Consider the following 14043-nt stretch of genomic DNA (forward strand, 5'->3'; position numbering starts at 1 on the left):
AAGACGAATCTGTAGCAGATAAAGTGATTGCATTTCTCCGATCACTCCCAGAAAACACCGTAAAACTCTCAAAAGAAGAGTATGATGAAGAACTCGAATGTATGATCGACGAAGGATTCAATTCGCCCCTTGTAGGGACACACGAAGAGGTGTTTGCCAAATTGGGCACAAAATATGCCTCATAATATCGTCTATCTTGAACATGCTTACACTGATCTTGAAATCATTTTAGATCATATCGCCGAAGATTCCCCCTCTCGCGCCGTCGAATACCTCGAATTTCTCAAAAACGGCATTTCGAAATTATCCGATTTTCCACACTTGGGTGTTATGTGCAAACGTAAACACATCCGTAGAGAGTGCCGTGTTCTGATCATCGAGAATTATTTGGTATTCTATAAAATCGATGAAATAGTACCAACTGTCATTATCGGTAGGGTTTTACATCGCAGTATCAATTACAAAACAAAAAAGCTTTTTTAAAACTTCTAAATCATCTCTCAACTCATTACCCAAAGAAGACGTAACTCTAGTCGTTATGGGGATATTTAATCAGAATGAGTGGAAGAAAGAATAGGAATAAGTAGTCTGTCCCCTTTTCTGTTTGGGTATTTGAATAATTAAACAAAGAAGTCTATTTATGAAGAATTTTATGAAAATAGGTAGGGAAGAATAATGTTAAGAGTTTCCAAGAAGACCTTTAATTGATTCATAAATTGTTGAGAAACCAGTTACGTCTTCAGCCATTTTTTTAATATTACCAGTGGTATCTGCTAGATCACCGCTAATACTTGCAATAACTGAGGAAAAACTTTTTACAGAATGTAAATATTTAATCATTCCTTGTTTCGCCTGTTCTTGGTCAGGCGCAGATAGTTTTAGTTTTGAAGTAAGTATATTTGCTAGTCTATCAATATGTTCTTCATTTGTATTGAGGACAATCATTTCTTTAAAAATATCAGCACTATTAAAATTGAGTTGATTAATGACTTCTTCTCGTTTTGCATTGAAGCCTATTTCGTAAAATTGTGTTTCACTAAGACTATAAACGTGGTTTTGGTTACATTTAAGGCAACCATAGATTTGTATATTTGTATCATCATCAATATCTTCAGCATTTAATGATTCTGATATTTCATCAATATCATCTGTACATTTGAATACATAATATTTTTGTATTAAGTCACTATGCTCTGATAAATATGTTAATAATTGGAATGCTTTTTCTTCTCCAATTCCTGAAAACCCATCTATAACTTTAGGAGATAAATTTACATTAGGTTGTTTTTTAGATAGATTGGCAACATAATTAAGTAGCGTAAAGTGTAATATACATGATAAATCTTTTATTTCATGTATTTCACAGAAATTCAATAATATTTTCTTTAATCCCATCACTTTGCTCCCAATTTGCTCTACTCCATATTTTTAACAAGTCATTACCAAATAACTCTACATTAATATTAAAATTATCGTGTTTTAATCTCATTCTATCGAGATTTAAAGTATTTGATCTTGTATCGGTGAAAATAGCTTCGTCAGATAAACTATCATTAGGATTTTGGGCTAATGTGTCGTAAATTCTATTTGAATTATCATCTTTGGATTTTACACGTTTTGGTCTTAGTAAATGATTATCGATCATAGTGTAAATTGCATTATCTATATCTACGATTTCAAAGAATTCATAAAAATTAATATTGTATGTTTGGAAGATGATATTGATATATCTGCGAATATCTTCTGCTATTTTTACACCATCTCCAATTGGATCTATCGTAAGAATTAATTTTCTATTTACATGGTTATACCGTAAATGTAAAACCTTTCTAAGATGTCTAGGAATTAAAGTTTGTGCTCTACCATCTTCACTTTTATGCCATACTTCTTCTACCATATAAAAGTCTGCAAGAATTTCAAAATTTAAACCATTTGAAGATACTTTAATGATAGATAAGTCACCTTGGTTTTCGATATATGGAATATTGGGTTGATAGGTTATTGATACTAGATTTTGAAGAATCCTTGAAATATCAGCTGTAGTTTTTAGTTGATAAAGTTCAATGTATTTACTACCATTTATATCTGCAATCTCTAACATATTTTTTAATTCATCTGTAGAGTTTGTATTGTCATAAGTGTTTTGAAAGCCTAAAAGTCGCGGTAATCTTGTATAGTCAGTTTTATTTAAACGTCTCTCGATTTCTAGCTTATACAATGCGTTTCTCTCCATTTCTTATTTATGATAGAGCACCTTAACACAATTATATTAAATTATATTTTAATTTGAGTGCATTTTAACTTTATAAGATAAACTTTTTACTGTGAATTTTAATTATAAGTATTTTAAATATTTATTAAAAATTATATTATGACTATAAGCTATGAGGTAGTGATTGGTTTATGAAAAAAGAATTTAGTTATTGAATAAATTAACTTTTGTTGTGCCCATACTGTGTCAGTAGAGGGCACTTTTTGACAGCTAGTGAGATTAAAAAAGCCCAATAATCCGAGATATAGGTAAAATGGAATTAAAGGGGACAGGCTACTTTTTTACTTAATGATGACTGTTATAGTTGTGTTTGTCTTGACAAAAAGTATCGCTTATGATACATTTAGTAAAATAAAAAGTATCAAATATGATACTGAAAAGAAGCTACTATGTTTAAATCATTAATACTCTCTGCACTCAAAAAACAAAAAGAGGCTCTATCTATCCCTTATGAGGCTATCGCTACTCGTTCAGGATTAGGGATCGCTACTGTTAAGCGTGCATTTTCGGGACATGATATATCACTTGATACGCTCGACAAAATAGCGATAGCTTTGGGATGTGAGATTGCAATAAAACCGAAACAATCGGCAAAAGCACTCTATCAGGCGCAAATCGAGAAAAAAGCGCATGAGATTGTGAACCGAGTGATTCAAACTTCTGCCCTCGAAAACCAATCTCCGAGAAGCGAAGCGCAAAACAAAATGCTCTCCCAAGCCAAAGCAATGATCTCTAAAATGCCAAAATCACAAGTTTGGGCATGATTACGTTTGACAAAGAGGGGGAAACTCCCCTCGACGATATATCAGGACTGAAACTCAAAAAGATTACCACCCGTGCAGAACTGGACGATGCCGAAGCGCAAAATATTCTAAAAGCCTATGTTAAATACACGCTCAACCCGTCGGCTCTCAAAAAAGTAACGTTTGATTTGAGCTTTTTCCGTAAACTCCATAAAGAGATGTTCGGTGATGTTTGGAGTTGGGCGGGAGAATTTCGTACCACACAAACCTCGATCGGTGTCGAAGCCAATCTGATTCATCAACGTTTGTATCAACTTCAAGATGATCTCAAATATTGGGAAAGTTCTTGGGATTATCAAGACACTGCGGTGCGTCTGCATCATACGTTAGTAAAAATTCATCCCTTTCCAAACGGAAACGGTCGATGGGCGCGACTCGCTACTGACTTATGGCTCTTGAAAATGGGGTATCAAGCTCTTTCATGGGGTGGGAATATTACCGAAGTGAGTGATGCGCGATTCGCTTATATCGCTTCGTTGAAAGAAGCGGATCAAGGCAACTATGAACCGCTTAAAAGCTTTATGTTTAGTATTTAATTCTCATAAATATATATCTATGAGAATAGTATTAATGTAGTTTATTTTTTGCATACTCTTAAAAATATCGTTATTTAGCCTTTGTTTGATAGAGGACGCCTCCACCAAAACTTTAAATTATTTACCTTCCTCATAAAAGAAAACTATCATGTAGCTATTTAACAATCGAGTGTAAAGTGAAGATTGAATACCTACCCCATATTTTGGAAGAGTGGGAGCAAGAGGAAATTAGAGAGGATATGTTTCTGGAATAAACACCTTTCTGATTTCATAAACTTCTTCTTTTCGATCGAGAAGTGCTTGAACACAGTCCGGATCAAAAAACTTTCCTGCTTCAGACTGCAAATAATCGAACGTTTCATCTATGCTTCGTCCTTTATGGTAAGGACGAGGATTGCTCATTGCGTCAAACACATCGGCTACGGCAACGATACGGCTTTCAATAGGAATATCCATACCTTTCAGATTATAAGGATAACCGCTTCCGTTTAGACGTTCATGATGATAGGCTGTAATGTTGTGCAGCATTTCAGTGTGATCAAAATCGCCTAAATCAAAGCTGGAAAGGAGTATGTCGATAATTTCTACACCTTTGACTACATGCGTTTGCATTATCGAATATTCATCCGGATTAAGTTTTCCGGGTTTGAGTAATATATAATCGGGTATTCCCACTTTACCGATATCGTGAAGCGGTGCATAGAGTAAAATATAGTTAATAAATTCGTCGCTAAGAGTATGACTTTGAGCCAATGTTTCGGCAATCATACGGGAGTAATGGGCAACTCTTGCAATATGATTGGAAGTTTCTTCATCTTTGAATCGGGTCATCTTTTGAGTCATAGCAACAGCAGATTGAAGTATTTTTAGAGGCAAAATGTTGGTCATGATCATCGAACTTATCAATCGGGAATAAACAGCAAGATGATCACGTATCGGTTTTGTGAAAAATTCTCTTTCACTTGCATCAAAAAAAATAAATCCTAATAATCGACCGTTTTGATGATACATTGGGACTATAAAACTGGAGTTGAAATAGGCATTTATAACGTGAGCTGACGGATCATCAAAATCACTAAATAGTGATAGGTCATCTATGATTTCTGGAGTTTTATTTTTTGCGATTGCTTCGAGCATAGGGAAAAGGGAAAGGGGCTGTTTATACTGAACTAGAGATGAATCTATTCCTGTCGGATTAGTAAACAGATACAACTCATTTGTTTCGTCTTCATAAAATCCGATACTGATATGTTTAAGATGAGGCCATTCGAGTCTTAACTGCTCGTGAACATTAACAACTTGCTGACTAATATTTTTATAATCCATAATGATCTTGTCCTCATGAAATTTGTGAATAATATATCGGGGAACTTATTATTTGTCAAGCCAGGATTTATGGTGATGTTTCTAATACAAAACTAAAAGAGGACGAGGCTACTTTTTTCATTGAAGGGGCGAATGGGTAGACGCCCCCACCAAAACTTCAAATCCTCTCTTTTTGCTATAAAAAACTATAAATAATTAAATAGAATTAATTAAAAATCAGTAAGTGGATTTTGATCACTGATTTTAAATGTAATGATGCAAAAATCATTGTTACTTTGAGATGGAGGTAAACACATGTCAACAACTTCAGTACAATCCAACACAATCCGACTTCATCGTGTGATTCGTGCAGTGCCTGAACGTGTCTATCGGGCTTTTCTTGATGCAGATGCGATAGCAAAATGGTTTCCGCCAAACGGATTTACTTGTAGGGTGCACCATATGGATGTAAAGGTCGGCGGTACCTATACGATGTCATTTACGAATTTCACTAGCGGCAAGAGTGATTCTTTTAGCGGTGAGTACCTTGAATTGGTGCCCAATGAACGTATTCGCTATGCAGACCGGTTTGACGATCCGAATTTACCCGGCAAAATGGATACGACCATCACCTTGAAGCAGGTATCCGTTGGAACAGAATTAAATATAGTGCAAGAGGGGGTACCTGCCATCATCCCAGAGGAGGCTTGTTATTTGGGCTGGCAAGATTCGCTTGCTCTTCTAATAAAATTAGTCGAAGCGGAGATTTTGGAGTAAATATAAGATAGAAAACTTTTTATAGTAAGACAACTCCATTTCTCTTCGTAATCCCAAAGTAATTATTTTCACCTATCATTACTAATGACCCTTTTATGACCGATTAATAACTTTTTTAAATATATTGACACGTCAGTTTAAAGGTGATAGAATGTTACAAGTCTACCGTAAAAGGTTCTAAAATGTTAAACAATAACAATGAATGGATAGAAGAAGAGGGTGTTCTTAAACGACTAAGACAGCTTACGTCTCAGCATATGGTAGTTGCGTATCGTGCTAGAATGAGCAATTATGAAATATTGATATGCCAAGAGATCAGTGCTTTGGGGAAAGTTCCTCTGATGGATGTCCTTGAGAAGATGGCCGCTTTCAAACAAACAAGCGAACATATACTGTATAAAAAAGATTTTATGTTTGTTTGATTCTTTTAACATTCTTTTCTTCTCCTCTTTCTCCCCTATTAAATAAACTAGGACATACCTTTTTAAATATAGTTTTTTACTGTAATAAACTTGACTTTATCTATTTTATACAGGTAAAATACTGTAATTAACAGTTAAATATAGTAAGGAAATTAATGAATATTACCGTTGTCAATTTTAAAGGCGGGGTGGGCAAATCGATGATCGCCCATCAGCTCATATCGGGATTCGGATTTTACGGGTGTGAGGTTGATCCCTACGGTTCCCTTTCCGATCGATTGCCTGAACGTGTGGAGCGTATCGATATTCAGCAAAAACATCTTGAAAAGCCGAAGCATGAAACGATATTTGATTTCGGCGGGTTTGATGATATTAAACTCGATCAGGCCATCAGTTATTCGGATTTGATTATTATCCCGTTTATTCCGACACTCGAGACGATACAGGGGACGGTTGATACATTGGTGCGTGTCGCATCGGCGAACAAACCGATTTTAATGATCCCCAATATGAGTCAAAAAGAGAACGATATCAACGATGCAAAGTTTGTTTTTGAAGAGACGCTGGGGTTTGAGATTGAGATGTTTCCGATTCCGATGAGTGTCGCACTTCAAACGGCGATCAACGAAAATCGCTCCATCACGGAACTCTCACAGCAGGGGGGGATAAAAGCGTATGCCTACAAGAAGAGTTCTAAATTAATGGTTGATTTGCATGATAAGATCCGAGAATATGAGAGTTAATAAACAGTTAATTACTGTATAAAAGGTAGTCATAATGGAAGAAGTCAAAGAGAATAAGTTCGCCAAGCGGGTCACCCAAAGGGAACTCACAACCCACAAAGAGATTCAAACTGCTAAACATCCGGGAGGGCGGCCTAAAAAAACGGATGAGATAAAGCAAAGCGAGAAAGTGTTTTTAACCCTCACCAAAAGCGAAAAAGTAAAACTCGATGAACATACGGCACGCACGGGTGAATCGATAGCGGGGGCGATACGTCGAGCGCTCAAAGAGATGGGGATGATATGAAACGGGCGAAAATCAAACACGCACTGCTTTTGGGGGCACTTGCAGCAATCTTGGGAGGATGCGGATCGCAGCCTACCCCCAACGTGCCAAAACCGTGCATCAGTGCAGAACAGCTTAACAGCTATGGATATGATCACCTTGAAAAGGTGGCAAAACTGTTGCGTGAAGACAAAAAGAATATTGAATCGTTTGAACTCTTTATCACTACCATGAAAGGGACGGTTGACGGATATGCCCAAATGCTTAAATCAAGTGTCTATATCAGCAATGTCGTCCGTTTTTTACCGATACCGTATGCGGGAGAAGTCTCCAATACGACCAAGCTGATCTCTAAAACACTTTTAAATCTCGGAGGAGCCGCAAGTGCTTTGAACCGCTATAAAAACAGTTCGGATACTTTTTTAGCAGGGTTTGATAAGCTCAATCGCGCAGATGTAAAAGGGTCAGATATTTCGAAACTGGCTCTGTATGCCGATACCAAATTACTGAGTGACGCTAAAAACCTTGAAAATTCGTTAAAAGATATATCCGAATCGACGGCAATGATGGCCGCGACAACCCAAAGCATTTCAGATGCGTTGGATGCAACCGGTAGCTATACGAATCAAGTAACAAGTTTTGTAGGGCTTTCACAGCCAAGTGTGGAGGAGAAATCAAAAGTAGTCCAAAATCGTAATTCGATTGCTGCCCGTATGGGACAGCTCAATCAAAAAATCGGTTCATTGGAAAAGAGCGAACAACTCCATCGCTATAATATTGCGAAAGCACGTATTTATTCGGAATTGGTATTGGAAATCGATACTCAATCAAAAAAGTAGGATTATTCTACCTGTTTCGTAAAAACTTTTAAGGAGTCGGTTGTTCGACGTATTTGCGGAAAACACGTTCGACCTCTTTTTGCTCCGTCACTTTGACATTAATACAAAAATCGTCAAATACATTGATTTGGGTAGCGGCAGAATATTTGGTGTCAATATGACGTAAAACAATTTTATTCTCTTCCAACAACACTTCCCCTTCAGCGTTGCCTCCGAGTGGAGGAATGGTGCATTTATCGGCCTGATAGCCATCTTTACTCCATTTTCCGCCGAGGTTCTGCCCGGATATTTCCAACTGAAATATTTCGTTCATATAATTGCTCACGGGTACTTTCCCGACAAGACTGTAGGTGGATATGACGTCGTTATCGTCAGGTGTTCTTCGCGAACTGAGAGTAATGCGGTTTCCTGACATTTCAAGTTTGAAGTATCGATTATAATTGTCGACCCATGTTCCCGCTAGGGCGGCAACTTTATCGGCTTGTTCCATGCGATATTCGAGTTTGATGATCTCGTCGCGTATTTTCGGAGCGTCTTCCGCTTTTGGATTCAGTGCAAGATAGTGCTGATAGCTATTCATAGCCTCTTTGTAACGTCCCAATTTGGCCTGTACCGATCCGAGATTGTACCAAGCTGCAGAGAGTTCAGGTGCGATTTGAGTCGCCTTTGTGAATTGCTCTGCGGCTCCGGAGAGCTCTTTTTCCGACTTGGCCATTTCTATTGCGGCGATTCCGCGTATTAGGTATCGGCGTCCTTCTTCCGTTCGATCGTCGGCGATACAAGTAGATGCTAGCAACCCCGCTAGACAAACGGCTTTTAAGAGAGTATTCATTCTGTTTTCCTTATACGTATTTTACTGCTTGTTGAGCTATTATACAAAGATAGAGTATAAATATTCTCAAGGGTGAAATGATGAAATGGGTGTTGATTATATTTTTGTGTTTTGGATACGTGCAAGCGGCATTTGCACTCAATCCGGGGGAACAGGCTATTCATTGGGCTATGGCGGAACGCAATGGCGCCCTTGGGGCGGTAGCGGCTGCCGAAAAACGGGTTGAAGCGGCGGAATCCGACCTAAGAATTTCACGTAGTGTGGAGCAAGATATCCGTACATCAAAAGACCCCGATGCAATGATCGTAGCGCGCGAAGCGGTAGCGGTCAGTGAGCTGGGGGTGAGGGAAGCTAACGCTCTGCTCAAACGTGCCAGAGAATTGTTCTCCAAACAAGAAAGTATCCTTGCATCCATACGAACAGCGGTTTCGGAATACGGCGGGCATGGAGCAATGGTGATTCCGATAAGCGGAGAGGTACGCCGTTCTTTGATGGGTAGCGTTACTGCTTCGGATGTCGTATTGCCGCTCCGCGTCGGCGAAAGGGTCGATGTGGGAGCCAACAGTTCCGCCAAGTTGTTTGTTGCAGGCGGAGACGCGGAGGTGGAACTCTCCGAAAACAGCAGTTTTACGGTTACCCAAGACGATACGGGAAAGAGTTTTGAAGCAATGCTGACACAAGGGTTTGCACATGTGCAGGCAAAGTTGAAACACTATTTCGGAAAGAAGTTTGAAGTCCGAACGCCTGCTGCGATTTGTGCCGTTCGCGGAACCGATTTTTCGATTCGAAATTTTGAGGGAGGGAGCCGTATCGAAGTCTTTGAGGGGACGGTTTCGGTTCGCTTGCCCAAAAGTGAGGTCAGTGTGGACGTGCATGCCGGCGAAGGATGTGATATCTACAAAGAAGGTGGGATTCAACCCGTAAAAATACTCAAAAGTCCATGGAGTAAAAATGTCCCGTCTAATTAGTTTTCCGATAGCGGTTTTGATAGGGATATTGAGCAGTTCCGAAGTATATGGCGAATATTGTATCGACTGGAAATCATGGCTTAAAAGTTACACCGGACAGTCCGGTCATTGTTGGCCTACCGAATCCGAATGTAACTCGTATTATTTTTCACGCTGTATGAATTCAAACTACAAAAATGACTGTGCGGGAGCATGTTATTTTAAACCCGGCCTTTATCCCAAAACGGGTGCGGCAAAAGCCAAACAAAAAGAGAATACTATAAATACGGCACTTCAGAAAGCCGCTGAAGAAAATAAGAAGAAACAGGACGCTTTGAAAAAAGCTGTGGAGCAAAAACAGTTTGATGCAGAAAAAGAAAAATTGCTCAGTGGAATGAAGGGGGGGGTGAGTGCTTCATCCACCTCCAATCAGATCGTACTCAAGCCGATTCCTCCGGCGCAATCGCAGCTCAATTGCATTGCCAACAACGAAGCCAATCGAAGCTGGGAACAACACGCCCCTAATTGTAATCCGGTGAGTTCGAATGTTCCCGAACCAGGGAAACCTGTCGAAGTATTTGGAACCACTGTTGTCGATCCTCAGATGCTATCCAACGTCATAGAATCGCTGCATCAGCGTGTTTCGACCATCCGTGAGTCACTGGCTAAACAAGATGCTACTATCAAGGGATTGGAAAAAGAAATTTCTCAAAAAGAGATGAAAGCTCCCGACACAAAAAACTCGAAGGGAGAGAGTGATGCGATGAAGCGGGCGAGAGAAGCGCTCGCCAAAGCCAAAGCCGACCGCGAACGGACGGCTCAGGAACTCTCCCGCCTCGAGCAGCAAGAAAAAGAGGCGCAGAACAAATCAAAAGGAAGCGCACAATAGAATATTGTGACTTTTGCATTACTGTGTTATTTGCTTTTTTTATGCTTTTTTCATAAATGCGGCGACAAGTACGATTGTACTGCCGTTGATTTTTCCCTCAATGTATCGAGCATCGTCGGTAAGGCGGATATTTTTCACGATAGTTCCCCGTTTTGCGGTAAAACCTGCCCCTTTTACTTCGAGATCTTTGATCAACGTAACGGTATCACCCTCAGCAAGGATGGTTCCATTGCTGTCACGTTGAATAACCGCTCCGCCATCATCGTTGGCGGCAGTATTGAGCATCCCCGCTTGCGCCCATGTTTTGACATCGTCTTCGAGGTACATCATATCGAGTTGATCTTGATCGCCGAGTGCTGATAGGAGACGGTACGCCATAACTTGGACGGCAGGTACTTGGCTCCACATACTATCTGAGAGACAACGCCAGTGATCTGAATCAAGGTTTTGAGGGTTTGAAATTTGGCTTTTGCAGGTTTCGCAGATATAGAGTGATTGATCCGCAGAGGCATCGCTCGGGGCGACTGCATAGACGCTTAAACCTTCCGTAGCACCGCATAATTCACAGATATTTCCGCTTCGTTCTTGTAATGTTTGTTCAATACTCATAATAACACCTTACTAAATTAATAACGGCATTATAGCGCATTAGTGCGGAGAATAATTGATACGATCCCCGTCAACAAGGACTTTCCCCCCATTTCTAAGCAATTGAAGGGAATTTAATTCTTCAAGAATTGCGGGGATAAAGAGGACTTTGAGGTGCATAGCATAGATGCTAAAGTCCTCTCTATGACATTTTTTCAACTCATCAACCAAAAGAGCGGGGGTGAGATGTTTGCTATCATAAGCCAATTTCTCAAATTGTGAAGGAAAGGAGAGTTCTACGACGAGGGTATGAATGTTAGGACGTTCATCAAGCAATTCCCAAATTCGGTCACATCGATAGGTATCGGCCGTAAATAAAATTCCCGAACCGTTTTTTTCAATGATATAGCCGCAGCTCCCCTCCGTATGATCGGTTTTAAACGGGGTTAAGGTGATATCGTCAACATGATAAGGGGTTTCGAGTTCAAGTTCAACAAATTCAATGGTTTTATCCGTATGACCGATCAGAATGATTTCTTCAAAATTAGGCCAAATGCGTTCATTGAAAATAAAATGACGCAAATTATCAAGTGTTGCCTTCAATCCATAGATTTTAAGGGAAACACTTTTTTGGGTCACAAAGAGATCAGCGAGGAAGGGGATATCAATAATATGATCGAGATGCGAATGGGTGAGAAATATATGCTCAATGGAAAAGACATTATCCCCAAAACGACTGATAAGATTTCCGGCATCAATGACACAATGCTCTGAGACACGTAAGCATGTAGTCCCCTGTGTCGGTGTTCGAGTACCGCCGGTTCCTAAGAATTCGATAGAGTCCATTTTATTCCGCCTTTTAGCCGATCGAATTAAATTATAGTATAAAAAGTCGAATTTAGATTCGTAAAAAGGGATTTTGCTTACTTTTTAATCACGATTGTAGTGATATTGTAATTTCTTTGATTTATGATTGCGGTATGATTTACACAATTAAACCTATATCATCTTTTTTGCTAGTGCTATTGTCTTTATGGTGTTTTATTGCCATTAAGGCTGAGGGGAAAGATTTATCGACCAAAAAAATGGTGGCACTCCTTGAACCGATTGAGCAGCATGCAATACAATACGGTGAAGGCGACATTAAAGTGTATGTTTTTATTGATCCGAAATGTCCCCATTCCCGAGATTTTATCTCAATGATTTTTGAAAACCAGAAAATGAGGACGATTTACCGCTATCACATCTATTTTTATGAGCTTAAACGATTTAATTCGCATTTTTTGATAGGAGCCATTTATTCGGCACCTTCTCCCTTGCAGCGAATGTTGGAAGTGATGGTCGGAAAAAAAGAGATCACTAGTGCACAAAACAGTGATGTGAAAATCGAAGAGAAAATCGATGATATAAAACGTGTTGCCGAACAAATAGGCGTTTCTAAACGCCCCTACCTTATTGTTGCGAAAGAGTGGGATTAATTATGTATTACCATACACCAAATACGTCACAGTTTGTTATGTTTATTCGACGGTTCAGGGCAGCAGTTATCGCCCTTTTTATCCTTTTCTCTATAGGAATATTTGCATTTATAAAGCCGGAACTGATCTCATCCGATACATTTTTTTGGTTGAGTGAGTCCAAACAGTTCGAAAAAACAACACAGCAAGAGTATACCGCAACGTATGTCGGGCGCTTAAGTATCAAAACAGCTGTTTTCGATGAAACGACCAAACTTCAGTTGCAGTCGCTTCAGACCGAGCTTGAGCATCAAGTAGGCGTGGAACAGGTTGAATCGCTTTTTGCAACCCATATGGTTTTTAACGATCAAACCTCTGAAGAGTCGGCGATCGTCAAAGCGTTGCCGATCGGCAGCTTGTCAGCACCAAAGATGGTGACGTTCGTCAGAGCATTTCCGGAACCGTATACACAGTTTGTGAATGATGATTTTAGTGAGTTCCATTTTTTCTTGCACTCTCAAAATCCTATACAAATAGATAAAATGAATATCCCGTTTGAACACCGATATTCCGAACCGGTTGTTGAAGCGCAGTTGGGGCATTATCTTTGGTATGTCGGTGTCATTGTTCTGGTCATAGTGGTGATGTCACGGATTTTATTTCGAAACTATATCGCTGCATTTGGGGCTATCAGTGTCACCATCTTAACCTTGATATGGACCTTCTCTATTATGTATCTGTTGAGTGGAAGCAACCAGATTCATATCGCAATGAGTTTAATGGTTGTCAGTATCTCGATCGGTCACTATCTCTATTTTTACTACCGATGGCATGTCTCTCAATTTAAAAGTGATTCGAATCGGGCTTTGGAGAAAAGTATCAATCGAAACCTTCATCCTGCCGTTTGGACTTTACCCGTTTTAATACTGAGCTTGGGGTCACTCCTTTTTGCCGATTCCAAGATTGTGACTATGTTGAGTTTAAGTTTGATGGTTTCATCGGCAGTGGCGTATATTATCAATATTGTATTTTTACCTGCATTGCTAAGTTTTTTTTCGGTGAAATATCCCAGAATAGGGTTCGCACGGATATGTTATTGGTTCGCTAATCGTGAAATTCATTACAATCCTAAAATCTTAAAAGGGTTTATGATTTTAACAGCGGTTATTTTACTGAGTATTGTGACCCGCCTCGCCATAAGTCCGGACGGTTTTTTTGATAAGCATGTCAGCCAAAATACCATTACTCTAAAAGTTCCGTTTGAAGAGATCGATTTGGAGACCTTGCAAAAAATTGAAACGTTTGAACATGAACTTCGAAAATATAATAAAGGTATAGAGAAAGTCGATTCGGTAGTCACTATTTTAA

19 protein-coding genes are annotated in these 14043 nt (G+C 39.3%); 13 read left to right on the forward strand and 6 right to left on the reverse strand.

What is annotated here, in order from left to right; genetic code table 11:
- Positions 1-185: hypothetical protein (locus A2517_RS03805; RefSeq protein WP_294894304.1), on the forward strand; the 185-nt coding region annotated here is incomplete at its 5' end.
- Positions 154-483: a type II toxin-antitoxin system RelE/ParE family toxin gene (locus A2517_RS03810; RefSeq protein WP_294894306.1), complete on the forward strand. Its 330-nt coding sequence runs from the start codon at positions 154-156 to the stop codon at positions 481-483. The genes A2517_RS03805 and A2517_RS03810, both read left to right, overlap by 32 nt.
- 195 nt (positions 484-678) lie before the next feature.
- On the opposite strand, the gene A2517_RS03815 is transcribed toward A2517_RS03810, so the two are convergent.
- Entirely contained in the window at positions 679-1398 is a 720-nt protein-coding gene (locus A2517_RS03815; protein WP_294894308.1) for a hypothetical protein, read from the reverse strand.
- Positions 1361-2218 carry a hypothetical protein gene (locus A2517_RS03820; RefSeq protein WP_294894310.1) on the reverse strand — a complete coding sequence of 286 codons (858 nt, stop codon included), beginning with the start codon at positions 2216-2218 and terminating at the stop codon, positions 1361-1363. The genes A2517_RS03815 and A2517_RS03820 overlap by 38 nt, the downstream gene beginning before the upstream one ends.
- A 443-nt stretch (positions 2219-2661) precedes the next feature.
- Here A2517_RS03820 and A2517_RS03825 point away from each other — a divergent pair, with 443 nt between their 5' ends.
- Positions 2662-3036 (forward strand): helix-turn-helix domain-containing protein, encoded by a 375-nt coding sequence (locus A2517_RS03825; protein WP_294894312.1) that lies wholly within the window; start codon positions 2662-2664, stop codon positions 3034-3036.
- Entirely contained in the window at positions 3033-3611 is a 579-nt protein-coding gene (locus A2517_RS03830; protein WP_294894315.1) for a mobile mystery protein B, read from the forward strand. Before A2517_RS03825 ends, A2517_RS03830 begins: the two co-directional genes overlap by 4 nt.
- 228 nt (positions 3612-3839) lie before the next feature.
- Here A2517_RS03830 and A2517_RS03835 read toward each other — a convergent pair whose 3' ends face one another.
- Positions 3840-4937: an HD-GYP domain-containing protein gene (locus A2517_RS03835; RefSeq protein ID WP_294894317.1), complete on the reverse strand. Its 1098-nt coding sequence runs from the start codon at positions 4935-4937 to the stop codon at positions 3840-3842.
- 294 nt (positions 4938-5231) lie between these two features.
- Between A2517_RS03835 and A2517_RS03840 the strand changes: the two genes are divergently transcribed.
- From A2517_RS03840 to A2517_RS03860, 5 genes are all read left to right on the forward strand, one after another.
- Complete coding sequence (locus tag A2517_RS03840; protein ID WP_294894319.1) at positions 5232-5693, forward strand: SRPBCC family protein; 462 nt, start codon at positions 5232-5234, stop codon at positions 5691-5693.
- A 182-nt stretch (positions 5694-5875) separates the two neighbouring features.
- Positions 5876-6115 carry a hypothetical protein gene (locus A2517_RS03845; RefSeq protein ID WP_294894321.1) on the forward strand — a complete coding sequence of 80 codons (240 nt, stop codon included), beginning with the start codon at positions 5876-5878 and terminating at the stop codon, positions 6113-6115.
- Between the two features lie 155 nt (positions 6116-6270).
- Positions 6271-6858 (forward strand): ParA family protein, encoded by a 588-nt coding sequence (locus A2517_RS03850; RefSeq protein WP_294894323.1) that lies wholly within the window; start codon positions 6271-6273, stop codon positions 6856-6858.
- Positions 6859-6892: 34 nt separating this feature from the next.
- The gene (locus tag A2517_RS03855) at positions 6893-7144 is read left to right on the forward strand and encodes a hypothetical protein (RefSeq protein ID WP_294894325.1); all 252 of its coding nucleotides are present in this window, start codon (positions 6893-6895) and stop codon (positions 7142-7144) included.
- Positions 7141-7962 (forward strand): hypothetical protein, encoded by an 822-nt coding sequence (locus A2517_RS03860; RefSeq protein WP_294894326.1) that lies wholly within the window; start codon positions 7141-7143, stop codon positions 7960-7962. The genes A2517_RS03855 and A2517_RS03860 overlap by 4 nt, the downstream gene beginning before the upstream one ends.
- Positions 7963-7990: 28 nt before the next feature.
- Here A2517_RS03860 and A2517_RS03865 read toward each other — a convergent pair whose 3' ends face one another.
- Positions 7991-8794 (reverse strand): tetratricopeptide repeat protein, encoded by an 804-nt coding sequence (locus tag A2517_RS03865; protein ID WP_294894328.1) that lies wholly within the window; start codon positions 8792-8794, stop codon positions 7991-7993.
- An 80-nt stretch (positions 8795-8874) separates the two neighbouring features.
- On the opposite strand from A2517_RS03865, the gene A2517_RS03870 reads away from it, so the two are divergent.
- Positions 8875-9762: a FecR family protein gene (locus A2517_RS03870; RefSeq protein WP_294894330.1), complete on the forward strand. Its 888-nt coding sequence runs from the start codon at positions 8875-8877 to the stop codon at positions 9760-9762.
- Positions 9746-10630 carry a hypothetical protein gene (locus tag A2517_RS03875; protein WP_294894332.1) on the forward strand — a complete coding sequence of 295 codons (885 nt, stop codon included), beginning with the start codon at positions 9746-9748 and terminating at the stop codon, positions 10628-10630. The genes A2517_RS03870 and A2517_RS03875 overlap by 17 nt, the downstream gene beginning before the upstream one ends.
- Before the next feature lie 39 nt (positions 10631-10669).
- Here the strand turns inward: A2517_RS03875 and A2517_RS03880 are convergent, their stop codons facing one another.
- Both A2517_RS03880 and A2517_RS03885 read right to left on the reverse strand, forming a co-directional pair.
- Entirely contained in the window at positions 10670-11239 is a 570-nt protein-coding gene (locus tag A2517_RS03880) for an alkylphosphonate utilization protein (protein ID WP_294894334.1), read from the reverse strand.
- 39 nt (positions 11240-11278) lie between these two features.
- On the reverse strand, positions 11279-12064 hold the full coding sequence (locus tag A2517_RS03885; protein ID WP_294894336.1) for an MBL fold metallo-hydrolase: 786 nt from the start codon (positions 12062-12064) through the stop codon (positions 11279-11281).
- 179 nt (positions 12065-12243) lie between these two features.
- Between A2517_RS03885 and A2517_RS03890 the strand changes: the two genes are divergently transcribed.
- Both A2517_RS03890 and A2517_RS03895 read left to right on the forward strand, forming a co-directional pair.
- Positions 12244-12696, forward strand: a complete 453-nt coding sequence (locus A2517_RS03890; RefSeq protein WP_294894338.1) for a hypothetical protein — start codon at positions 12244-12246, stop codon at positions 12694-12696.
- Positions 12697-12698: 2 nt separating this feature from the next.
- Positions 12699-14043 (forward strand): hypothetical protein (locus tag A2517_RS03895; protein WP_294894340.1); only part of this gene is annotated, 1345 nt, incomplete at its 3' end.

Origin of the sequence: Sulfuricurvum sp. RIFOXYD12_FULL_44_77, assembly GCF_001830725.1 — a bacterium.
Classification (GTDB): Bacteria; Campylobacterota; Campylobacteria; order Campylobacterales; family Sulfurimonadaceae; genus Sulfuricurvum; species Sulfuricurvum kujiense_A.

Bases quoted from the DNA above. Each gene is read 5' to 3' on its own strand.
- A2517_RS03825 (WP_294894312.1), top strand. From the start codon at position 2,662: ATGTTTAAATCATTAATACTCTCTGCACTCAAAAAACAAAAAGAGGCT.
- A2517_RS03830 (WP_294894315.1), top strand. From the start codon at position 3,033: ATGATTACGTTTGACAAAGAGGGGGAAACTCCCCTCGACGATATATCA.
- A2517_RS03835 (WP_294894317.1), bottom strand. From the start codon at position 4,937: ATGGATTATAAAAATATTAGTCAGCAAGTTGTTAATGTTCACGAGCAG.
- A2517_RS03840 (WP_294894319.1), top strand. From the start codon at position 5,232: ATGTCAACAACTTCAGTACAATCCAACACAATCCGACTTCATCGTGTG.
- A2517_RS03845 (WP_294894321.1), top strand. From the start codon at position 5,876: ATGTTAAACAATAACAATGAATGGATAGAAGAAGAGGGTGTTCTTAAA.
- A2517_RS03850 (WP_294894323.1), top strand. From the start codon at position 6,271: ATGAATATTACCGTTGTCAATTTTAAAGGCGGGGTGGGCAAATCGATG.
- A2517_RS03855 (WP_294894325.1), top strand. From the start codon at position 6,893: ATGGAAGAAGTCAAAGAGAATAAGTTCGCCAAGCGGGTCACCCAAAGG.
- A2517_RS03860 (WP_294894326.1), top strand. From the start codon at position 7,141: ATGAAACGGGCGAAAATCAAACACGCACTGCTTTTGGGGGCACTTGCA.
- A2517_RS03865 (WP_294894328.1), bottom strand. From the start codon at position 8,794: ATGAATACTCTCTTAAAAGCCGTTTGTCTAGCGGGGTTGCTAGCATCT.
- A2517_RS03870 (WP_294894330.1), top strand. From the start codon at position 8,875: ATGAAATGGGTGTTGATTATATTTTTGTGTTTTGGATACGTGCAAGCG.
- A2517_RS03875 (WP_294894332.1), top strand. From the start codon at position 9,746: ATGTCCCGTCTAATTAGTTTTCCGATAGCGGTTTTGATAGGGATATTG.
- A2517_RS03880 (WP_294894334.1), bottom strand. From the start codon at position 11,239: ATGAGTATTGAACAAACATTACAAGAACGAAGCGGAAATATCTGTGAA.
- A2517_RS03885 (WP_294894336.1), bottom strand. From the start codon at position 12,064: ATGGACTCTATCGAATTCTTAGGAACCGGCGGTACTCGAACACCGACA.